The following is a 22,886-nucleotide window of genomic DNA, read 5'->3' on the forward strand; positions in this document are numbered from 1 at the left end:
CTATAGCTGCCTGTGCGGAAATTATGCTTTTATAGCGTTTTGTTGTCAGTATTATTATATGCTGAATCTCCACTCGTTTTTGCCGGGCAGGAAATCCCTTTGCAAACAGACAGGATCGAGGAAAAGTTATCTTTTATTGGAGAGGTTAAAGGGCGTTCTTATATCAAGATTGAGCTTCGCCCCTTGAAAAAGGCAAACGAGTTTGTTTCAGAGAACGATACCTATTTAAGGTACCATGGCAGCTATTTCGAGTCAGTGAGCGGGAAAAAATATGTTATGACTGCCGATTTTAGTGCAGAAGAAAGGTCATGGATCTTTAGATGTTTTAATTCTTCCAACCGCTTAGTCTATATCCTGAAAGGTAAACAGAAACAGGACGGCGATATTGATGGCACTTGCAAAAGCAAGACAAAATCCTCTTCGTTTTATTTGCGGCCACAGTAGTTCATCACAGCTCTCCGTTCCTTTTTCTATTTAACCATTCCAGACTTAGTAGGAAAAGAATTACAAAGAAGAGCCATTTCAAATTGATCATGTCTTCGTACCGCCGGTTTTCATAGGAGATATTCTTGACCAGCTCATTGTTTTTAATTTTCTCCTTTAGAAGTCCGATCTGCTCGGGAAACACAAGTTCGCCATTGCTCTGCTTTGCAATATTATATAGTATCTGGTGATTTGCGGTTGTTTGTCGTAACTCTGTAAGTTCCCGGGTGATCATAAAACGTCCTGTTGATTTATACTTGTTGTTACCAAGCCGGGTTGTACCAGTAAAAGTATATTCACCAAAAGGCAAAGTTCCCGCATCCAATACGTAGGAATTACCAGTTCTTGAAAATTGAAATGAAAAAGTTTTTCCTTTATTGTTCACCAGATTAAGCGAGACTTCCGGGGAATTGATCAACTCATAGGCATTATTATATAATTCGGCATTTAAGATGATATGCTCATTCTCATCAAAAGTGTTTTTTGCTGCATAGACCCTGAACTTTCGTTTGTCTTCCTTGCTTGAGATAAATTGAACAGTTTTAGTAAGTAATTCATCTACTGCCTGATGTGAACCATTCTCTTTAAAGTCTTCCAAGCGCCAACGCCAAATTCCTTCTCCTGCAAGAACGGCCGACCGTTGTTCTCCTTCTTCCGAAAATATAAGCAATGGCCTGTCTGTTGCAACCTTACCAATTTGCTGGCTAAAAAGTGTTGTTGCATTAGTTTTAATGGTATAATTACCAAAGGGTGTAATTAATGGAGGAAAATGACTGATCTTTGTTTTTGAAGCTTCGCTTAAAACAAAGTCGTAAAAATTAGGATTGGCTTTTGCATAGGCCTCCTGACTATTTCCCGTGCTTACGATTGTTAAAAGATCTTGAACGGATGAGAAGGCGCTGATATTTGTTTGCTCTCCTACAATAAAAAGTGCGTTTTTACCATTGATCCACTGCTTTAAAATTGAAGGGGGAACAGCTTGTGAAGGCAGTTGATGAAGGATAAGAAGGTTACTTTTTGCTATATCCTCCCGATCGGGGCTTCCGGCGAATTGAACCTTTACCTCGTAATTCTTATTTGTTTCAATGCTTTGTTTAATAGCTGCAATATCAGGATGAGGGGAGTTGGCCAGAATCAACACTTTTTGGCGGCCATCTATAACTTCAACAAAAAAACTGTAGGTGTTATTCTCTTTTGATAGCTCTCCCTGTACAGGACTGAGGTTAACCGTATATTTTTGAATCCCTTTTTGTTTAGCAGATAGAGTAACTGGAACGCGTTGCTTGTATTCGGCTGTAGAGATAGGAAGAGATTTATCAAATACCTGACCTGATCTGTCAGTTATACTTATGCGAGTAGCGCTTCCTTTGCTTTGATAGGCCTCCAATTCCACCTCTATCTGAAAATCATTACCCAGGTAAACAATATTATTATAGTTTACATTAGCAATCAGGAGATCCTTTCTCGGTACGGTGTCGCCAAGCGCTATTGTATAAACGGGAGATTTTAGACTTTGAGCCTCGTACTGTGGGTTGCTTCCCCGGTTATAAATACCGTCACTGGCCAGGATCACAGCCCCAATATTTCTATTTGCAAAACGATCATTAATGTAACTTAAGGCCTCCCCAATATTTGTTACCTTATCAGTATAAGAAGGCTTATTGTATGGTTTTACAGCAGAACCAAAGGTCAGGGCTTTTACCTCGTAATTCTCTGATAATTCTTTGATCAATTGGCTTAAAGATCTATTATAATTATTGAGATTGAAGTTTGCCTGCTTTGAAGCTGTGATGGATGCTGAATTATCCAGCAATAAAAAAATTAAGGGTTTTTCTACTGTTTTATCTTCAGTTCTTATAAGAGGGGCGAGCAGGAGAAAGGTGATAAGAGCTACAGCTATTGTGCGTAAGGTGAACAGTAGTCGTTTTATTGGCTCTGGTAGCTGACTTTTTTTGGTATACAGTAAGAAGGCATAAGCTAAGCCAATCATTAGGCTAAGCAGAACCCAAATACCAGAGAGCGAAGTAAATTGTATTTGAAATAAAAATGGCATATGTACTGAAGGTAAATATGCCATTTTCATTTAATTATTTTGCTTTTTACAGGCAAAGAAGCTATCATGGATAAAACGATTATTTATTAAATAACGTAAAATCAGCACCTGATAGTTTTATATAATTAGGAATTCCTTTGATCTTAAAGCATACCGCCGTCAACGGCAATAACCTGGCCTGTGATGTAAGTTGCTAAATCAGAAGCAAGAAACACACATGCGTTTGCTACATCTTCTGTTTCTCCGGCACGTTTTAATGGAATTCCGGCTTCCCAGCCTTCCACTACCTTCGGATCCAGAACTTCAGTCATTTCTGTTTTAATAAATCCAGGAGCAACAACGTTCGTACGAATGTTTCTTGAACCTAGTTCTTTTGCCATAGATTTAGAGAAACCAATGATACCAGCTTTAGAGGCAGCATAATTACCCTGACCGGCATTACCCTGAACACCCACAACTGAACTCATATTGATAAAGACTCCTTTACGGTTTTTCATCATGATCTTAGAAGCAGCCTTAGTAACGTTGAAAATTGATTTCAGGTTCACCTCAAGTACTTCATCCCATTGTTGTTCCGTCATTCTAAGTAACAGACCATCTTTGGTAATTCCTGCATTATTAACAACGATATCAATAGTGCCAAAATCAGCAACAATATCAGTAATTAATTTCTCAGCTTCATCAAATTTAGATGCATCAGAACGATAGCCTTTAACTTTAGTGCCGGCAGCCTGAAGCTCTTGCTCTAAAGCCTGACCTTTTTCTACAGATGATAAATATGTAAAAGCAACATTAGCACCCTGCTCAGCAAATTTTTCAGCTATTTTACGGCCAATGCCTTTTGATGCTCCGGTAACTAAAGCGGTTTTTCCTTCAAGTAATTTCATTGTTATCTATTTGAGGTCGTGAAGTTATAGAAATTTACAGAAAGTAGAAATCGACAATATAGCATTACATAGTAGCCAATTACTGCTGTAATCCTAGTTTTTGCAAATGCTCAGTAATAGAAACAGGTTTCTTAGTAGCGGCATCAATGGCAACAAATGTTAAAACACCATGAATTGCTAAATCACGGCTTTCTTCATACATCTGCTCAATAAAAATGTCTACAGAGACCTTGACGCTTGTACGACCTACGTCTGTAACTTTCGCCACTACTTCCACGATAGTGCCTTCAGGGATAGGCTTGGTAAAGTTGATTCGATCAGAAGATACTGTAACCACAGGAAGCCTCGTGAAACGTGTTGCGGCAATGAAAGCCGTATCATCCATCAATTTCATTGCTACCCCTCCATGGAGGGTATTATAATGGTTCGTATCTGTAGCAAATACAGGTTTGAATATCTTAGTTTCTGATAAGGATTTTCGTTCTTCAAGAGTCATAGTCACCGTTTTCAATCAAAGTTAAGTATTCTTGTTTCAGCTCTGTTAAACAATTCGCACAAAGACAGCCCTCAAAACGCTCACTGACAAATTGGACTTCGTTTAAATTAAGATGAATGCTGCTGCATTGGCATTGCGTGAAGTTGTTAGCCTTGCACTCTATTCTCGTACGGCATCGTTCACAACTGATTATTTCATGCTTGGTCAAAATGATTGCAAGTTTACTATTTCAACAAAAATAGCTAAATAATCTTGATCGATGGCGGAGAGGTTGTATTCGGATAGTCTATTGTTTTAGTAGGATTTGTATTCTTTTTATTTTAACGTTACTTTTGCTCCTGGTTATGGAATACAATTATCTGGCTTTTGGATTACCAGCTTTCTTTCTTTTTGTGGGGCTGGAATATATAGCGGCGCTTAGAAAAAACAAGAAGCACCTTTTCAAGTACGATAGCTCCGTAGCAAATCTGAGTATCGGAATAGCAGAACGTTTGATGAACCTATTTATTTCTGGTAGTTTTTTCGAGCTTTTCAACTATATCTATGAACATCACTCCCTGACGCATATACCCAACGTATGGTATGTATGGGTTTTACTACTCCTGGCAACTGATTTCGTTTGGTATTGGTACCACCGGCTGGGGCATGAGATTAACTTGTTATGGGGAGCCCATATTGTACACCATCAAAGCGAAGAATTTAATTATACAGCTTCTGCCCGTATTACAACATTTCAAGCTTTAATACGAAATATTTTCTGGTGTGTACTTCCTTTTGTTGGCTTTCACCCCAGTTTAGTAATGACAATCCTGGTTGTTCATGGAGCCTATTCATTCTTCACGCACACCCAAATAATTGGTAAGCTTGGCTGGTTTGAATACATTTTTATAAGTCCGTCTTTACATGGTGTTCACCATGCCTCCAATGAAAAGTATCTCAATAAAAATTATGGTGATCTATTCGTGTTTTGGGATAAGTTATTCGGCACTTATATGGAGGAAGATGAAAAGCCGGTCTACGGTCTTACTCATCAACTAAATAGTTATAGTTTTATGTGGCAGCATTTTCATTATTTCATGGAACTTGCTGAGGCATGCAGGAGAGTTGATGGAATTTGGAATAAATTAAAGATTGTATTTGGCAGTCCTGAAGATCTTGATCAGGATATACGGCCAGAGTTGGAAAGACGGTTTCTTCCCAATAAAGGAACAAAAGAGCTTAGTGCCCGATTTAAGTTATATGTAAGTCTGCAAATCGTGCTCTCCATTGCACTCTTATTTCTAATAACTCTTTTATTTAAAAACCTTAATTTAGAAGACAAGGTATTCGGTTCCCTTTTTATAATGGTTACATTGATATATGTTGGGGCTTTGCTTGAACAGCGCAAATGGATATACTACCTGGAATATGTTAGATTCCTTATCCTTGGCGGATATCTTAGTTCAGTTTTTGATACTTATGGATTCCTTACCGCAGCAGTATTCGTGCTGTTTATTCTTAATAACACCGCTCCGCTGAAGGAATTATACTTGCGCCTGATCTATCAATCTGAATACGGCAGGTTTTCTCTTAAAAAGAAATAGATGATTTGCTAAGAGAAAGAGAGCATGTTTGGATAACCATGCTCTCTTTCTTTTAACAAAAATGACCCCTATAATGTGTAGTTAGTTCTTTTTGCGGTTCTTTGACCCTTTTCTATTGTCATAGACACCGTAATCGTCAAAATCGCGATCTCTATTCAAGTCAGGATAGTTGGGAGAATAAGACTGCTGCATCTTCTTCCTTTGTCCCGGCGGCATTCCATGAGGATGCTTTCCTGCCCAGCCTTTTTGTCCTTGACCGTACGGGCTATTCGGGTACCTGTTATAAACTTTAACCTGCTGGCTTCGTGTCTCATAATGACCTGGAATGGTTCTTCCGCCTACTCCGAAGATTCCGCCAACCCGTTGTTCCGGTACCCAAACTTGCTGGTCACGGGTTTCATAATGATATTCCCCTTGCTGATCCCGATATACTCCATCCTGAGCATTGGCGCTTACAAATCCGGTTGCAGCTACCAAAAGGGTTAATATTACCTTTTTCATTTGTGTGTGTTTAGTAATTGGAATACGAAGATGATTAAAGGTTTAGTCGGCATAATTTTGTAACTAAATTGAGCAGAGCTCGTATATCCCATTCCATTTAAAAGATAACATGCATTTTAAATCTTTTTCAGATGACGTTAAAATTAGCGGACAAGCCATTTTAGCCTCGCTTCAAGCTTTGTCCGAATATTCTCTTTCCATTAACGAACTCCTAGCAAAATATGGATTGGAGAATATTATTGAAGGGCAGTGGTATGATTTTCAGCGCTGGTTAGACGTTTTGAAAGACGTTTCCAATAAATACGGACCAAATACAATCTTCGCACTTGGAAAAGGTGTTGCCAATAATGTTCCCGATCTAAAGCTTGATTTTAAATCTCTACTAGCTAGTATTGACGGTGGGTACAAAATGAATCATGTTGGAGGGGACGTAGGATTTATCGAGCTCGAATCTTTTGATGAGAACGCACGATCTGCCCGTTTAAAAAATCGTACTCCTTATCCCGGAGTGTATGGAAGGGGAGTGTTAGTTGGTCTTATCAGGAAGTTCAGACCTGTACCAGGTGCTGTACCAAAAGTAGAGATAGAGACCACAGAGGATGAGGAAGTGGTTTATTTGAATGTCTACTGGTAGTTCGGCTTTCTAATAATATTCTTAGTAAAAAACCTGATGCACTGTTCAGATACAGTATCAGGTTTTTTTGTGATTGAACACCTCGTGTTTCAAATGCCAGAAAAAGTTTGAGTGAGCTTTTATTCCCTATCGTGGGTTTTAAACTAGCTAATCTGTTTTGTAGTTTTTGGGCTTTCCCCTGCGCTGTATCGAAGCAAGCTGTAACTAAAAGCTGTACATTTAGTATAAATTTTGTAACCATTTATCAAGCCTCAAGATGTTATTATGAGTAGAAAAGCTTCACTCAGTATGCATGCCTATCTATATATCCTGTTAATCCCGGCTATACTACTGGCCTATTCGGTGAAGGCTCAGGATTTCCAACGTTTGAGTAGCTTGGATGGATTGTCACAAAGTAATGTGACATCAGTTGTTCAGGATAAAAAGGGCTTCGTTTGGATAGGAACTTCTGATGGGCTTAATCAATACGACGGATATAAGTTTAAGGTATTTCGTCATGATAATACAAAGAAGGGTAGTCTAAGTAATAGCAGTATTGTTACCAGCTTTGTAGATAAAGCAGGGGTGGTTTATATAGGTACTCATGAAGGCGGATTAAATATTTATAGTTATGAAACTAATTCTTTTACTTCCTATCGTCACGATCCTAAAGTATCCTCCAGTATAAGTTCTGATCGCGTTACTGCCATATTTGAGGATCATAAGGGAGATTTGTGGGTTGGAACCGAAAGAGGCCTCGATATTTTTGACCGAAAGAAGAAAGCTTTTATTCACTTTAAAGGCAGGGTTGTCAGCAATCTTATCAGAGCGATTACTGAAGATAAAAGTAATAACCTTTGGATTGGGACAGAGGATGGAATATCTGTTTTAAATGCAGATCGTAATACTTCGACTAATTACAAAAATATTCCAGGGGATGAAAAGAGTTTAAGTGCTAATGGAATCAGAGCCCTGTTTACGGATAGCCGTGGCAATGTATGGATAGGCACTGCATTCGGAGGACTTAATGTATTAAGAAGGAAGTCAAAGAACTTTATTCATTATAAACACAGTAAAGACGATAGCTCGAGTTTACTAGGAGATTATGTACCAGGTATCTGTGAATCCAGAGATGGTAAGATCTGGGTGGCGACGAACTGGGGGGTTAGTGTTTTAAATGAGAACGAAAATTCTTTTGAAAATTACATCTCTGATCCATATGACAGCAAGTCGCTTATTGATAATGGATTGAATGGAATCTATTGCGATCTGGAGGGTAACATCTGGGTTAGTAGCATAGTAGGACTTTCAGTAAAAGACTTTCATCCACCCAAATTTGCACATTATAAGAACCTGCCGGGAAAAGCTAAGAGCCTTGGAAGTAAGGAAGTTTTTTGTTTTTACGAAGATTCGCAGCAAAGGATATGGATTGGACTAAGGGAAGGATTTGATCAGTTTGATCGCAAAACAAATACGTTCTCTCATCATAGGATCAAGCCAGGGGGGCAACGTGTTGGAACGGTCACATCTTTCCTGGAGGATAGCAGAAATAATTTTTGGATCGGAACTTTTGACGAAGGCTTGCAGCTTTATGATCGGGAAAAAGGGACTTACAAGTCTTTGAAAGCCTATCATTCAGTCACCAAACAGGAAATTCCGCTTCGAGATATATGGTATATAGTTGAGGGCACCAGAGGGGATATATACATTTCCACCTTTACCACAGGTGTATTCAAATACAATGTTAGAGACAATTGCTTTTATTCTTTATCCTGGCCTGGAAAAACCATACCTGAAAGAGGTGTGTCGGCTTTGCATATCGATAAGAACGAAACGCTTTTCATCGGAACAAACATAAACGGCCTTTATAAAATAAATTTACAGAAAGGGATCTATCAACAGTATTCTCATAATGCCAGCCGACGTTCGACTATTAGCAGTAATAATATTATTCATCTGCACGAGGACGTAAAGGGTAGATTGTGGATAGGGACAAATAATGGTCTTAATTTAATGAAGCCTTCGGGCGAGTTCGAAGTATTCCAAGAGCCCGAAGGTTTATCTAATAATACGATCAATAGTATTGAAGAAGATTATCAGGGAAGTTTGTGGTTAGGAACAAACAAAGGAATCACCCGCTTCAAACCCGATACCCGGTCGTTCAAAATTTTCAGCGTTAAAGACGGGTTGCAGCACAATGATTTTCTTCCACGGTCTTCTTTCGCTCTTTACAAAGGGGAACTGGTCTTTGGAGGCTTAAACGGCTTCAATTTATTTAATCCTGCGCGCATAAATGTTAATACGTCTGTTCCTCCTGTTTATATTACAAATTTTCAGTTATTTAATAAACCTGTCCCTTTAGGTGAAAAGGGATCGCCTTTGACAAAAAGCATGATCGAAACAAATAGGATTGTGCTTAAGTACTGGCAGTCTGTTTTCTCTTTCGAATTTGTCTCTCTGGATTTCAGTGGTATAAAGAACATACAGTACGCTTACAAGCTGGAGGGCTTTGAAAAGGACTGGAACTTTGTTGGAACAGAAAATAAAGCTTCATACACGAATTTGGATCCGGGAGAGTACACCTTTCTAGTAAAGTCTACTAATACTGATGGAGTTTGGAGTAAACATCCTACCCGACTAAGCATTGTAATTACTCCCCCTTTCTGGATGACATGGTGGTTCAAAGCTCTGGTATTTGTTGTGATAGCCGGGGGCATATATTCTATTTATCTCTACAGGATAAATAAGATAAAGGCACAAAAAGCTGAACTAGAAAAGCAGGTAGAGGAACGTACTGCAGAAGTGCGGCAGCAGGCGAGTGAACTTCAGAATATGAACGAGGAACTGCAGGTGCAGGCAGAAGAACTTACCGTTCAAACCGAAGAGCTGCAGAATCAATCTGAGCATTTGCACGTTTTGAATGAAGAACTGCATCTGCAAAGAGAAAATGAGCAAAAAGCCCGTGAGGAGGCTGAGAAAGCGAATTTGGCTAAAAGTACTTTCCTTGCCACGATGAGCCATGAAATCAGGACACCAATGAATGGAGTTCTTGGAATGGCGGCCCTATTGTCTGAGACTGACTTAAACGAGGAACAGCGCGAGTACACAGATACCATAAGAAATAGCGGCGACGCTTTACTAAGTGTGATCAACGACATCCTGGACTTTTCAAAAATTGAGTCAGGAAGCCTGGAAATAGATCCTCACGATTTTTCGCTTCGCCAGTGTGTAGAAGATGTAATGGATGTCTTTTCTGCCAAGGCTGCTACGATCGGTATTGACCTCGTAAGCTTTATCGATCCAGCTGTGCCGGCTCAGATAGTAGGAGATAGCATGCGATTAAGGCAGGTGCTTATTAATTTGATCGGTAATGCCATCAAGTTTACGCAGAAAGGTGAAGTGTACCTAAGCGTTAGCCTGAAGAAACAGGTTATCGGTAATTCTTACGAGCTGCTGTTTCAGGTTAGGGACACCGGTATAGGAATTCCAAAAGATAAGGTTAACAGACTTTTTAGAGCCTTTTCTCAGGTCGACTCGTCAACAACAAGAAAGTACGGTGGTACGGGCCTGGGTCTGGTAATAAGTCAGCGGTTGATCGAACTGATGGGCGGCGAAATCAGTGTGAGAAGCCATGAAGGCGAAGGAACAACTTTTGAGTTTTTTATAAATGTTGAAGGAAGTTCCGTTCCAATTGCTGCAGGTCCGGAGATATCTTTGGAAGAATGTGCAGGAAAAAAGGTATTGGTTATAGACGATAATCATACAAACCTCCGTATCCTGAAGCTTCAACTGGAACAGTGGAGGCTTGTTCCTGAAACCGTCGCTTCTGGTACAGAAGCCCTTCGGCTCTTGTCAGGAGACACGATATTCGATTTGGTCATCAGCGATATGCAGATGCCAGAAATGGATGGGGTAGAGTTGTGTCAGCAGATAAGGTCAAAGTTTCCAAAGGTTCCTATTATTTTACTTAGTTCGATTGGAGACGAGACAAAAAAGAAGTACCCTGATCTGTTTAATGCGATACTTACCAAGCCCATAAAGCAGCAGCAGTTAGGGAAGGTTGTTAAGGAAACACTTACCTCTGTTGTGCGGGAATCCTTATCTCAGCCCCAGGCTACTTTACTTAATTCAGATTTTGCTGGTAAACATCCCTTAAATATCCTTATAGCAGAGGATAATCTTATTAATCAAAAGCTGATAACGAGGGTACTTAATAAGCTAGGCTACGAACCCCAGCTGGTTGAGAATGGAGTGCAGGTAATAGAAAAGGCGCGGGAAATGAAACCTGATGTTATTTTCATGGATGTTCATATGCCGGAGATGGATGGACTGCAGGCAACCAGGGCAATAAGAGCAAGCTTTAAGGATCAGCCAATGATTGTAGCGATGACGGCCAATGCAATGGCAGAGGACAAAGAAGAGTGTTTGGCTTCAGGTATGGATGATTATATATCAAAACCTATAAAGATGGAGGAACTTCTGTCTATGCTGCAAAAGCTATCTTCAAAGGCATTGGATAAAAAATAAAGAGAACATTGACGAAAAAAAAGCTCCGCGTTTAAAACGGAGCTTTTCTTTTTAGATCTTATTTAAACAGTATCCTTAAAATAAGACCTGTAGGATTTATTCCTTATGCTTCTTCCAGATTAGCGCCAGTAACTGCTTCTCTGATCTTAGCTTCAAGTTCGTCCATTAAATCGGGATTATCGAGGATCAACTGTTTCACTGCATCACGTCCTTGTCCAAGTTTAGTATCATTATAGCTAAACCATGATCCTGATTTGCGTATGATCTCATACTCAACACCTAGGTCAATAATTTCACCTGCTTTTGAAATCCCTTCGCCAAACATTATATCAAATTCAGCCAGGCGGAAAGGAGGGGCGACCTTATTTTTGACAATCTTAACTTTCACACGGTTTCCGGAAACCTCGTCGGAGTCTTTGATCTGAGAGATACGACGAACATCCAAACGTACTGAAGAGTAAAATTTCAGCGCGTTACCACCTGTCGTTGTTTCAGGATTACCAAACATAACACCTATCTTATCACGTAATTGGTTGATGAAGATACAGCAACATCCTGTTTTTGAAATTGTACCGGTTAGCTTACGTAATGCTTGAGACATTAAGCGCGCCTGAAGACCCATTTTAGAATCTCCCATTTCTCCTTCAATTTCACCTTTTGGTACTAACGCTGCAACAGAGTCAATAACGATAATATCAATTGCACCTGAACGAATTAAGTTATCAGCAATTTCTAATGCCTGTTCTCCATTGTCTGGTTGAGAAATAAGTAAGTTTTCAATATCTACGCCAAGTTTTCTCGCGTAGAATCTGTCAAACGCATGTTCCGCATCAATAAAAGCAGCTATGCCGCCTTTCTTTTGTGCTTCAGCGATAGCGTGTATAGCTAAAGTAGTTTTACCGGAAGATTCAGGACCATAGATTTCTATTATACGACCCTTCGGCAAGCCACCGATTCCTAATGCAATGTCAAGACTGATCGATCCTGTTGAAATCGCATCAATAGGTTCTACGGCAGTATCTCCCAGCTTCATAATCGTGCCCTTACCGTATGATTTTTCTAATTTATCCAGCGTCAGCTGTAACGCTTTTAGTTTATCTGCGTTGCTCATTATTTTAGTTAATGTAGTTACGAAAGTAATGAAATAAGTTTAATTGCTAAAAATTTTATCAAAATAATTAAATCCCTTAGCGAGAATAAAATTATTCTTTTACTTCGTATTTTTTAAGTGTGAGGGAAAGTTTATTTGCTTTTTTTCGTTGTTGTACTTCCCGCTCTTTTTTTCTTAGTATTACCTCTGCTTTCTTCAGCGCAGTAGCAGTTTGCTGTTGTTCGTAGTACTTACAGAAATGAGTTATTGGACAAATATCACATTTCGGGCTCCTTGCAACACAGATATATCTACCATGTAAAATAAGCCAGTGGTGTGCATGCCTGATGGTTTCTTCTGGCAGGTATTGTACCAGTTGCTTTTCAACAGCGAGAGGGGTAGTGGCATTTCTGGTTAGGCCTAGGCGGTTTGCTACTCTAAATACATGAGTGTCAACAGCAAGTGCAGGAGCTTCAAAAACAATAGAAGTGATCACATTTGCTGTTTTTCTTCCAACACCCGGCAGTTTTTGCAGATCTTCCATAGATGAGGGGACCTCTCCGTTGAATTGTTCCACCAGGATCTTCGACATTCCTGCCAAATGCTTTGCCTTATTGTTTGGATAACTTACAGACCTAATATATTCAAAGATTTCCTCTACACTAGCTTTAGAAAGAGCAAAGGCATCGGGAAACCGTTCAAATAACTTTGGGGTAATTTGATTAATACGTTTGTCTGTACACTGCGCAGACAAACTAACCGCAACTAATAATTCGTAGGGGTTCGTATAATTAAGTTCGGTTTTAGCTTCGGGATTGTTTCTGGAGAAATAGTCCACGAATGCTTTAAAACGTTCTTTTCTAAGCATGAATGATTAAAGAGCAGATATTAAGCTACATATTTTTTGAGTAGGCCATAATCCTTTCGATCGTAGAAGGATGTGGATCCCGGGTTTCTTTATTCAACTCTTTTTTAATGGAGTTATAAAACTTTTCGTCCTCAGGGGAAAGAGAACAGATAGGCTCCTCTAAATTCTCAAGGAGTAAATGGTAATGGTCTTGTGTAGAAATTTGAATCATAAGCAACGCCGTTTTTTAATAAATATATCAAATAAACGGCGTTGCAAAACCTAATATTTTACTTATTCCAAATTATTTTTGAAATCAAGTAAGTCGAAGGCTTAATTCCTTAGTCTGCAACATCTTGCGTAAGTTGTTTAAGGCATAACGCATACGGCCAAGGGCAGTATTGATACTAACATTAGTTACATCTGCAATTTCCTTAAAGCTCATCTCGCCATAATGACGCATAATAAGCACTTCCTTTTGTTCTGAAGGTAGCAGTTGGATCAATGCTTTCAGATCTTTGTGTGTCTGTTCGCGCACTATTTTGTCTTCAATACTTTCATCGTAAAATCCAAGTACATCAAAGATGTCGAAACCGTCGCCGTTAGTGATTACCGGAGTACGTTTCTCCTTTCTAAAGAAATCGATTACCAGGTTGTGCGCAATACGTAAAACCCAAGGCAGAAATTTACCTTCCTCATTATACCGGCCCGATTTTAAAGTATTAATTACCTTGATGAAGGTATCCTGAAAAATATCTTCAGCAAGGAACTCGTCCTTAACGAGCATATAAATAGAAGTATAAATTTTGGTTTTATGGCGCCTGATGAGTTCTGACAGAGCGGCCTCTTTACCCGCAATGTAAAGCTCTACCAGTTCTTGATCATTTTTATTTTGAAACATCATAGGACTCTCTCGTTTAATTCCCTCTTAACTAATTCGTGTACAATAATTTGAGTAGAGTTTTAGCCTATAGTTTAATCTCCTTTAAAAAATAATTTATGAATGGAATGTGTGTGTGTTGCAATTCAAATTTAGCTACAAAAAAATTAATGTGCAAACATTTATCTAAAAATGTAAGCTTGATTGATAGTACTTTTGCGCTTCGTCCAAATCCATATCTAAAGTCAAAAATCAAAAAAATGGACAATCAGCGATAGTGCAGCGAGTAATTATGAAAACGTCATGCTACTTTTGCTGTTATATCGTTTACTTTACTTACGATATATAAAGCACTCCGGTTTTCAATGAGTACAGAAGCAGAAAAAGATCCCCAGAAGCATATAATAATTAAGGGAGCACGCGTTCATAATCTAAAGAATATAGACGTTGCAATCCCGAAGAACAAACTGGTAGTCATTACAGGAATGTCCGGATCGGGCAAATCGTCTTTGGCTTTTGATACCTTGTATGCTGAAGGACAGCGACGTTACGTTGAAAGTCTTTCTTCCTATGCCCGTCAGTTTATGGGAAGGATGAATAAGCCGGATGTTGATTATATAAAGGGGATAGCTCCGGCTATTGCTATTGAGCAAAAGGTAATTACAAGTAATCCCAGGTCGACCGTAGGTACTTCAACGGAGATTTACGATTACCTTAAATTGTTATTTTCAAGGATCGGTAAGACCTATTCCCCTGTATCTGGAAAAGAGGTGAAACGGGATAATGTTACCGATGTGGTTAACTTTATCACTGCCTTACCTGAAGACACCACCGTTACAGTATCATGCCCTTTGCATCCTCATAATAATCGTGCAGTTAAAGAGGAACTTGCTGTGCTTCTGCAGAAGGGCTTCCAACGCGTTTATTACAAGGGACAGCTGTCCAGGATAGAATCATTACTGGAGGACAAATCGATAAAGAACGATAAGCTTGAAGATTCTGAGACACTTCGCATTGTTATAGACCGGATATCTGTAAACCAGGAGGAGGAAACTTTGAGCCGCATGGCAGATTCTGTTCAGACTGCTTTTTTTGAAGGTAAGGGCGACTGCTATGTGGAAGAGAATGAGACGGAGCATTTCTTTTGTGATCGATTCGAGCTTGATGGAATGCGGTTTGAAGAGCCTAATCCTAATTTCTTCAGCTTCAATAATCCCTATGGTGCCTGTCGACGCTGTGAGGGATATGGGAAAGTGATCGGAATAGATGAAGATCTGGTTATTCCTGATAAAAGCAAATCGGTGTATGATGGAGCTATTGCTCCATGGCGCGGAGAGAAGATGCGGGAGTGGTTGCACGAGTTAATTAAAAGTGCTCTGAAATTTGATTTTCCTGTTCATCGTTCTTATAATCAGTTAACCGAGGATCAGAGAAATTTGGTTTGGACAGGGAACAAGTATTTCAGGGGCCTTGATGCATTTTTCAGGCATTTGGAAGAGCAAACCTATAAGATACAATACCGGGTAATGTTATCACGTTATCGAGGGAAAACAACCTGTCCCGATTGTAAGGGGAGTCGACTTCGAAAAGATGCTTCTTACGTTAAAGTAGCTGGAAAGTCTATCACAGATATTGTGCTGATGCCATTAGATGCTGCACTTGCATTTTTTCAGGCGCTGGAACTTACAGAAAGTGAAGCCAAGATATCCAAGCGGCTCTTGCTGGAAATTTCTAACCGCATCAAGTTTTTAACCGACGTGGGTTTGAGTTATCTGACACTAAATCGCCTAAGTAATACGCTGTCTGGTGGAGAATCTCAACGAATTAATCTTGCAACTTCGCTCGGTAGCTCGCTGGTTGGGTCTGTTTATGTCCTTGATGAGCCTAGTATTGGTTTGCATCCACGCGACACACACCGTCTTATAGGTGTGTTAAAATCTCTGAGGGATGTGGGTAATACTGTCCTCGTTGTGGAGCACGAGGAGGAAGTAATGAAAGCTGCCGACCATCTTATAGATATAGGGCCAGCAGCGGGAACACATGGCGGAGACCTGATCTTTACCGGAATTTATGAAGAGATTGTAAAGGATGATGCGAGTTTAACCGGTCAGTATCTGAGTGGAAAGGAAGAGATTGAAATTCCCAAAATCAGAAGAAAGTGGAATGACTTCATTGAGGTAAAGGGAGCTCGCGAGAATAATCTTAAAAATATTGATGTAAAATTCCCATTGAACGTTTTAACCTGCGTTACTGGTGTTTCGGGCTCAGGTAAGACGTCCCTTGTAAAACGGATCTTGCAACCCGCTATACAGAAAGCTATAGGAAATTATTCCGGCGAACAAACAGGAGCGTATGATGAACTTGTTGGTGATATAGATAAGATACAGCAGGTGGAATTGGTGGATCAGAATCCGATTGGCAGGTCTTCCCGTTCTAATCCGGTTACTTATGTGAAAGCCTGGGACGATATCCGGAACCTTTATGCCTCTCAAACCTCGGCAAAAGCGGCAGGATTGAAACCCGCAGCATTTTCATTTAATGTTGAGGGAGGCCGATGTGATGTCTGTCAGGGAGAAGGAGAGGTAAAAATAGAAATGCAGTTTATGGCCGATATCTTCCTTCCTTGTGAATCATGTAACGGAAAGCGATTCAAACAACATGTACTTGATGTTACATACAAAGAAAAAAGCGTATCAGAAGTACTCGATCTGACGATTGAGGAAGCGCTTGAATTTTTTAAGGATGAAACAAAGATAGTTAATAAACTTCAACCCCTGGCTGACGTTGGTCTTGGCTACGTTCATCTTGGCCAGTCTTCCAATACCTTATCAGGAGGAGAAGCGCAGCGAATTAAGCTTGCTTCCTTTCTTATCAAAGGAAATAATAGTAGTAAAACCTTGTTTATTTTTGATGAACCGACTACCGGACTTCATTTTCATGATATTAAAAAGTTATTGAAATCACTCAATGCGCTTCTTGACCAGGGAAACTCTATCCTTGTGATAGAACATAACATGGACGTAGTGAAGTGTGCAGACTGGGTAATTGATATTGGTCCTGAAGGGGGAGATAGAGGAGGTGATCTTGTATTCGAAGGCATTCCTGAAGAGTTAGTGAAGCATAAAGAGTCATACACTGGTACTTTTTTAAAAGATCATCTGAAATAGTTTAAAAATAAATCTATAGATGCTATATGCTTTGTATTTTTGCCCTCTTAACATAAGATAGCATTCATTATGAATAATGAAAATCCGGTTGAGGAGCCGGAAGTTTACACAGACGAGGATGTTACAGTAAATAAGAAGGAGCAATCAAAGCTTAGGATCGTTTTTAACTTTATTGGGTTATTGGTTATTTGCCTGGCTATAGGACTGCTATGGAACTATGTACCAGCCTTTAGATCAACGTTTACGGATATTTCTCCTACGTTTTATTATTTCCTTATTGCCGGTTTCATCTTCGCAATGATAGATGGTGCAATAGGGATGTCATACGGAGTTACCTCTACAGCTTTCAGTATATCTATGGGTATCCCTCCGGCATCTGCAAGTACAGCCGTTCACCTTTCCGAAATTTTAAGTAACGGAATAGCTGGTATAATGCATTATCGCATGGGTAATGTAAATAAAAAGCTCTTTTGGCTGCTTGTTATTCCAGGAATTGTAGGTTCTGTAAGTGGGGCTTACATTTTATCATCGTTAGAGCATTACAGTAAATATACTAAGCCCGTTGTATCCGTTTATACGCTAATTCTTGGTATTGTAATATTACGAAAAGCGTATGCCATGATCCAGAAAAAGAAGAAAACGGCAAGCGGAGAATCAAGCCAGAACAACGGGAAAATTAAAAATATAAGAGCTCTGGGATTATTTGGAGGGTTTGTTGATGCTGTTGGTGGTGGAGGATGGGGGTCTATTGTGCTTTCAACCCTTATAGCCGGAGGAAGGCACGCAAGGTTCTCTCTGGGAGCTGTTAAGGCCTCTCGCTTTTTCGTTGCCTTTATGAGTTCCCTTACGTTTATCACCATGTTAGAGCATTTGCATTGGGATGCAATTGGTGGTTTGATTTTAGGAAGCGCGGTTGCTTCTCCGATAGCAGCGAAGGTTGCTAATAAGATCTCGGCTAAATCTATCATGGTAGCAGTTGGGATTATTGTTATTTTGGTCAGCCTTAGGTCTATTTTAAAGTTTGTGCTGTCTGTAATCTAGGGAGAATCGTTATTTTGATCCAATTGATATTACCACCGGGTTCTCTAATGAACCCTAATACTATATTTTAATGAAAGAACAATCGAGATTAATACGTAATCAGGCAGAGCGCACCCATAACCGCGAGCACTCTGTTCCCTTGTATCTTACCTCAAGTTTCATATTTGACGATGCCGAGCAGGGCAGGGCTATCTTTGCTGACGAAATGGAGGGAAATATTTATTCCCGTTATTCCAACCCTAATACTACCGAGTTTATCAATAAAGTTTGTGATCTGGAAGGTGCAGAGGCAGGATTAGCGTTCTCTTCAGGTATGGCAGCTATTTTTGCTTCTTTCGCAGGCTTACTCAGAAGTGGTGATCATATTATAGCCTGTCGTTCTGTATTCGGTTCAACTCACCAGTTATTGAATCAGTTGTTCCCTCGCTGGGGAATCACCTACACCTATGTAGATGCAGGGAAACCAGAAGAATGGGAATCTGCAATCCGTTCGGAAACTAAAATGATATTCCTGGAAACGCCTTCAAATCCAGGATTGGAGTTAGTTGACCTTGAATGGTTAGGAGAACTGAAGAAGAAATATCCGCATATTATTTTTAATATCGATAACTGCTTTGCAACTCCTTATATTCAGAAGCCACTACAGTACGGAATCGACCTGGTAGTACACTCGGCAACGAAATATATGGATGGGCAGGGGCGTGTACTAGGCGGTGTAATTGCAGGAAAAGCCTCCATAATTAAAGAACTTATGTTCTTCATTCGGCATACTGGTCCGGCAATGTCGGCTTTTAATGCATGGTTGCTTTCTAAAAGTTTAGAAACACTTACCTTAAGGATGGACAGGCATTGTGGTAATGCACTGAAATTGGCAGAAATGTTAGAAGAGCATCCTGAAATTGAGTTAGTGCGTTATCCGCACTTACCGTCGCATCCCCAATATGCATTGGCGAAGAAGCAGATGAAGCTTGGAGGAGGTATCGTTACATTTATCGTTAAAGGCGGGTTTGAGAGAGCTAAACGGTTCCTGGACGCTTTGCAAATGATCTTATTCACATCGAACCTGGGAGATTCCCGTTCTATTGCTACCCATCCGGCATCTACAACTCATTCTAAGTTAACGGAAGAAGAGAGAGGATTATTAGGCATCCAGCCAAGTTCTATCCGTATATCTGTAGGGCTTGAAGACATCGACGATATTCTGGAAGATGTGCAACAGGCTTTGGAAAATTCTAAATAATTTACAGAAGATAAAGTATAAAGCTTTTACTTTTAACTTTGTGAAAGGGTAAATAAGACGTATGAAAGTAGAATTAAAAAGAGTTAATGACGCTGTGCACTTTGAAGCAAGCGGCATGACTGACGTAAAAGTAAGTATAGATGGTTCCCCTGAAATTGGTGGGCAAGGTTTGGGGGCGCGCCCAATGGAGCTGGTACTGATGGCTCTTGGCTCATGTAGCTCTCTTGATCTATTATCTATACTGAAAAAACAACGTCAGGATATTCAGGACGTAAATGTTTCTATAAATGGTGAAAGAGCGGATAAGATACCTGCTGTATTCACAAAGATCCATATGAACTTTGACCTTATCGGAAATATTGATGAGGCAAAAGCAGAAAAGGCAGCTGAACTGGCGGTGAAAAAGTATTGCTCTGTCCACGATATGCTTGCTGCAGGCGGGGTTGATATCACTTATTCGGTGAATGTAAAAGCTGTACAGGAAGCTGCAAAATAGTCTTAGTTAACAGAAATAATATTGAGAAAGGCGGATACTGGTTATTCGCCTTTTTTGTGAAAGTCCATAATAGAGGTTTTATTCCGCTAATTAGCTATCGTTCAGCTTTGCTGTTTCTGATTTTTTAGCTCCTTTTAAATTCCATATTCGCTCTGCGCGGCTCCCAATTAACCAAAATGATAGTGCAAGGATGGAAAAGAACAAAGCCTTGTTGGTAATATCCCAAAAATATTCGAAGTACCTCGTATAGATGTTGATCAGCAAGAAGCTGATACCGAATTCGCGGGCAATAGAATCGTTCTTTTTCAAACCATAGAACATTATGCCTAGAGAGAAGAGAGCAGATAATAGTCCCCAATAAAGAAGTTCCTTTTGCTTCACTTTCAGCCAGTCTTCCATATTTCCAAAGTTTCCAAAAATGGAAAGTAGCCAAAGGGATACGAAAAGATAGAACAAGCCTATAACGTAGGTTATGTTTTTAAAGAGAGTAAAGCGTGGGATGCGCGCCATCAAAATAGCCAGAGCCGATAGAAAAACTCCGAAGAAAACAAAACGGAGCGGATAGTTCATTCTTAAAAAATAGTCCCCCCAATGCGTTTGATACCCTGTTTCTGTTCCAAACCAACTCCCAAGCGAGAACAGCGCAAAAGCCCAAATGAGTTGTGAGCTGAACCTCAGAGCTAGTATCCCATAAATGAATACCGAAAGAAGGAAAAGCAGTGAGAAATGTCCCTTACCGTTATCTATTACTTTTCCAAGGAAAGCAATAGCACTTGCAGTAAACAGTACCCCAATAAACAAGATAGCTTCGTTGCTGAAAACTCGTTCCGGGTTAGAATTCTTACGTTTCTGTCCAATGAAATAAAAATAGGTGGCCAGAACAGCAGAAATAATACTGATGATAATGTCAGGAGTATCTGATAGTTTTGCTATCAAGTCTAATATAGCATCGTCTATAACCAGGGAAGCGAATGCGATCAGCCCGCATGCTAAAGCTATCCAGATGCTGTATTGAGCTAATCTCCTCCAGTCAAATTGTTTGACCTCATAGGATTGCAAAAGATTATTGCTGGTTGTTTCATCCAGCAATCCTTCTGTTTTCCAATGATGGATGGTTTGATTAAGGAAGTCGGCTTCTTGTTTATCCAGATTAAGTTTTGCCACCCTGTTGTTCTTTGGTTCCTTCCAAGATAACAAATTAGGACTCGCTTAGTTCTGATCCATGCCGCTTGTCTCAGTAAAGCAACTTTAGCACGGCCTGCTTATCCTTTTCGATTTGTTTCTGAAGCTCGTCCATATTGTTAAATCGCATATCATGACGAACGAAATTCTTGAAATGAACCCTGATATATTGCCGGTAGATCTCCTTGTCGAAATCAAATATGTTGACTTCGATATTGCGGGTCATCCCGTTAATAGTAGGCCTGTTACCTATGTAAGCCATACCTTTTAAAATACTTGCATTTTCAGATGGCTTAGGAGTTATCAAAGGCTGGTCGAGGGGATATGCACCCTGTTTTTCCAATATCTCCACTTCAACTGCGTAAATTCCATCTGAGGGAACTAGTTTGTAGCTTTCTTCAATGAGGAGATTAGCGGTAGGAAATCCCATCTGTCTTCCAAGACGATCTCCTTTGATCACCTTACCTGTCAGAAAAAATGGATATCCAAGAAAGTCTTCAGCAGTTTCAACATCACCACAGAGCAAAGACTCTCTGATCTGTGTAGAACTCACCTTCACCTCGTGAATATCCTGTTCCGGAATTTCTTCTACCTCATACTTATATTGAGGAGCATGCTTTTGTAATTCCGCCAGGTTCCCTTTACGATCTTTGCCAAAGCGATGATCAAAGCCTATAATGATCTTTTTGGTGCCGATCTTTTCTACAAGGATTTGTTGAATATACGTTTCTGCAGAAAGATTAGAAAAATCCCTTGTGAAGGGGGTTATAATAAGGTGATCAACACCCAGCTTCTCTATAAGTTCTGCTTTTTCGTCGATTGTAGTTATCAACTTAAGCGAAGAGTTCTCTGGTTGCAGGATCATCCTGGGATGCGGAAAAAAGGTAAGGATAACACTTTCGCCGCCTGACTGGGAAGCAACCTCGGTAAGGCGATTAATTATCTTACGATGTCCAAAGTGTACACCGTCGAAAGTGCCTATTGTTACAATCGCATTACTAAGTTTTTGAAATTCGTTAATGTGTCTGTAAACTTTCATCTGCGTTGTAAAAATATAAAAGATGCTTTATTTAAGGGCAGGTTCTTCTTTGTCTTTAAGCCCTCTGATATGGTTTACTAATTCCATCACTTCAAAGGCATCATCTACCTTAAAATCTCCGCTTCTAGTCCTTCTAAGCTTGGAAAGGTAGGCTCCAGAGTTCAACGCTTTTCCGAAGTCGAAAACCAGGGATCTGATATAAGTTCCTTTGCTGCAAACTACCCGGAAATCCACTTCAGGAAGTTCTATCCTGGTAATTTCAAACTCCGTAATGCTAACCTTACGCGATTTTAACTCAACATCTTCTCCACGGCGGGCTTTCTCGTATAACCGCTCACCGTTCACTTTAACTGCAGAGTGCGCAGGTGGAAATTGTTCAATGTCTCCAAGAAATAACTTACATGCTTCTGTAATAGTCTCATTATTCAGGTGACTAATATCAAAGGTCTGGTCAACTTCAGTCTCAAGGTCATAAGAAGGAGTAGTCGCACCAAGTACAAAAGTTCCTGTATATTCTTTTTCCTGGGCCTGAAAGTTATCAATTTGCTTAGTCATTTTGCCGGTGCAGATCACCAGTAGACCCGTGGCAAGAGGATCAAGAGTTCCTGCATGTCCCACCTTCAATTTTAGCGGCTTAAAAGAATTTCTGATTTTTACGACTACGTCGAAGCTTGTCCAATGATAGGGTTTGTTAACTAGCAGAAGTTCTCCCTCTGCAAAATTAAACTCCCTGAATTTTGTATCTCCCACAACTATATCCG

The 22,886-nt window shown here is 39.9% G+C and carries 20 protein-coding genes; 8 read left to right on the forward strand and 12 right to left on the reverse strand.

All coding sequences use genetic code 11. The features are described 5' to 3' along the window. Positions 1–42: 42 nt before the first annotated feature. Positions 43–444 carry a hypothetical protein gene (locus J4N24_RS17375; protein ID WP_207534987.1) on the forward strand — a complete coding sequence of 134 codons (402 nt, stop codon included), beginning with the start codon at positions 43–45 and terminating at the stop codon, positions 442–444. A gap of 4 nt (positions 445–448) precedes the next feature. Here the strand turns inward: J4N24_RS17375 and J4N24_RS17380 are convergent, their stop codons facing one another. From J4N24_RS17380 to J4N24_RS17395, 4 genes are all read right to left on the reverse strand, one after another. Continuing rightward, a complete protein-coding gene (locus J4N24_RS17380; protein ID WP_207534988.1) occupies positions 449–2,560 on the reverse strand; it encodes a vWA domain-containing protein in 2,112 nt (703 codons plus the stop codon). Positions 2,561–2,679: 119 nt separating this feature from the next. Continuing rightward, complete coding sequence (gene fabG, locus J4N24_RS17385; protein WP_207534989.1) at positions 2,680–3,423, reverse strand: 3-oxoacyl-[acyl-carrier-protein] reductase; 744 nt, start codon at positions 3,421–3,423, stop codon at positions 2,680–2,682. 79 nt (positions 3,424–3,502) lie between these two features. Beyond that, on the reverse strand, positions 3,503–3,919 hold the full coding sequence (locus tag J4N24_RS17390) for an acyl-CoA thioesterase (protein WP_207534990.1): 417 nt from the start codon (positions 3,917–3,919) through the stop codon (positions 3,503–3,505). After that, positions 3,909–4,127 carry a cysteine-rich CWC family protein gene (locus J4N24_RS17395; protein ID WP_207534991.1) on the reverse strand — a complete coding sequence of 73 codons (219 nt, stop codon included), beginning with the start codon at positions 4,125–4,127 and terminating at the stop codon, positions 3,909–3,911. Before J4N24_RS17395 ends, J4N24_RS17390 begins: the two co-directional genes overlap by 11 nt. A 136-nt stretch (positions 4,128–4,263) precedes the next feature. Between J4N24_RS17395 and J4N24_RS17400 the strand changes: the two genes are divergently transcribed. Then, the gene (locus J4N24_RS17400) at positions 4,264–5,502 is read left to right on the forward strand and encodes a sterol desaturase family protein (protein ID WP_207534992.1); all 1,239 of its coding nucleotides are present in this window, start codon (positions 4,264–4,266) and stop codon (positions 5,500–5,502) included. An 81-nt stretch (positions 5,503–5,583) separates the two neighbouring features. Here J4N24_RS17400 and J4N24_RS17405 read toward each other — a convergent pair whose 3' ends face one another. Then, a complete protein-coding gene (locus J4N24_RS17405; RefSeq protein WP_207534993.1) occupies positions 5,584–6,003 on the reverse strand; it encodes a hypothetical protein in 420 nt (139 codons plus the stop codon). Positions 6,004–6,112: 109 nt separating this feature from the next. On the opposite strand from J4N24_RS17405, the gene J4N24_RS17410 reads away from it, so the two are divergent. Together J4N24_RS17410 and J4N24_RS17415 are read left to right on the forward strand one after the other, a co-directional pair. Continuing rightward, positions 6,113–6,637 (forward strand): hypothetical protein, encoded by a 525-nt coding sequence (locus J4N24_RS17410; protein ID WP_207534994.1) that lies wholly within the window; start codon positions 6,113–6,115, stop codon positions 6,635–6,637. Positions 6,638–6,901: 264 nt separating this feature from the next. After that, positions 6,902–11,143, forward strand: coding sequence for a hybrid sensor histidine kinase/response regulator (locus J4N24_RS17415; RefSeq protein ID WP_207534995.1), 4,242 nt, complete (start codon positions 6,902–6,904; stop codon positions 11,141–11,143). A gap of 103 nt (positions 11,144–11,246) precedes the next feature. On the opposite strand, the gene recA is transcribed toward J4N24_RS17415, so the two are convergent. From recA to J4N24_RS17435, 4 genes are all read right to left on the reverse strand, one after another. Beyond that, entirely contained in the window at positions 11,247–12,254 is a 1,008-nt protein-coding gene (recA, locus tag J4N24_RS17420; protein ID WP_207534996.1) for a recombinase RecA, read from the reverse strand. A 91-nt stretch (positions 12,255–12,345) separates the two neighbouring features. Then, complete coding sequence (nth, locus tag J4N24_RS17425; protein ID WP_207534997.1) at positions 12,346–13,101, reverse strand: endonuclease III; 756 nt, start codon at positions 13,099–13,101, stop codon at positions 12,346–12,348. A 25-nt stretch (positions 13,102–13,126) separates the two neighbouring features. Further along, the gene (locus J4N24_RS17430) at positions 13,127–13,312 is read right to left on the reverse strand and encodes a hypothetical protein (protein WP_207534998.1); all 186 of its coding nucleotides are present in this window, start codon (positions 13,310–13,312) and stop codon (positions 13,127–13,129) included. An 84-nt stretch (positions 13,313–13,396) separates the two neighbouring features. Further along, complete coding sequence (locus J4N24_RS17435) at positions 13,397–13,984, reverse strand: RNA polymerase sigma factor (protein ID WP_207534999.1); 588 nt, start codon at positions 13,982–13,984, stop codon at positions 13,397–13,399. 341 nt (positions 13,985–14,325) lie between these two features. Here J4N24_RS17435 and uvrA point away from each other — a divergent pair, with 341 nt between their 5' ends. The 4 genes from uvrA (at position 14,326) to J4N24_RS17455 (ending at position 19,904) form a co-directional block, all read left to right on the forward strand. Further along, positions 14,326–17,127 (forward strand): excinuclease ABC subunit UvrA, encoded by a 2,802-nt coding sequence (gene uvrA, locus J4N24_RS17440; protein ID WP_207535000.1) that lies wholly within the window; start codon positions 14,326–14,328, stop codon positions 17,125–17,127. A 69-nt stretch (positions 17,128–17,196) separates the two neighbouring features. Further along, positions 17,197–18,168, forward strand: a complete 972-nt coding sequence (locus J4N24_RS17445) for a sulfite exporter TauE/SafE family protein (protein ID WP_207535001.1) — start codon at positions 17,197–17,199, stop codon at positions 18,166–18,168. 70 nt (positions 18,169–18,238) lie between these two features. Then, positions 18,239–19,408 carry a trans-sulfuration enzyme family protein gene (locus J4N24_RS17450; RefSeq protein WP_207535002.1) on the forward strand — a complete coding sequence of 390 codons (1,170 nt, stop codon included), beginning with the start codon at positions 18,239–18,241 and terminating at the stop codon, positions 19,406–19,408. A gap of 61 nt (positions 19,409–19,469) precedes the next feature. Further along, a complete protein-coding gene (locus J4N24_RS17455) occupies positions 19,470–19,904 on the forward strand; it encodes an OsmC family protein (protein WP_207535003.1) in 435 nt (144 codons plus the stop codon). 90 nt (positions 19,905–19,994) lie between these two features. Here J4N24_RS17455 and J4N24_RS17460 read toward each other — a convergent pair whose 3' ends face one another. The 3 genes from J4N24_RS17460 to truB form a co-directional block, all read right to left on the reverse strand. Then, complete coding sequence (locus J4N24_RS17460; RefSeq protein WP_207535004.1) at positions 19,995–21,068, reverse strand: DUF2157 domain-containing protein; 1,074 nt, start codon at positions 21,066–21,068, stop codon at positions 19,995–19,997. 70 nt (positions 21,069–21,138) lie between these two features. Then, positions 21,139–22,125, reverse strand: coding sequence for a bifunctional riboflavin kinase/FAD synthetase (locus J4N24_RS17465; protein ID WP_207535005.1), 987 nt, complete (start codon positions 22,123–22,125; stop codon positions 21,139–21,141). Between the two features lie 27 nt (positions 22,126–22,152). Then, positions 22,153–22,875 (reverse strand): tRNA pseudouridine(55) synthase TruB, encoded by a 723-nt coding sequence (truB, locus tag J4N24_RS17470; RefSeq protein ID WP_369806238.1) that lies wholly within the window; start codon positions 22,873–22,875, stop codon positions 22,153–22,155. Between the last annotated feature and the right edge of the window lie 11 nt (positions 22,876–22,886).

Source organism: Desertivirga arenae, from assembly GCF_017355785.1.
GTDB lineage: Bacteria > Bacteroidota > Bacteroidia > Sphingobacteriales > Sphingobacteriaceae > Desertivirga > Desertivirga arenae.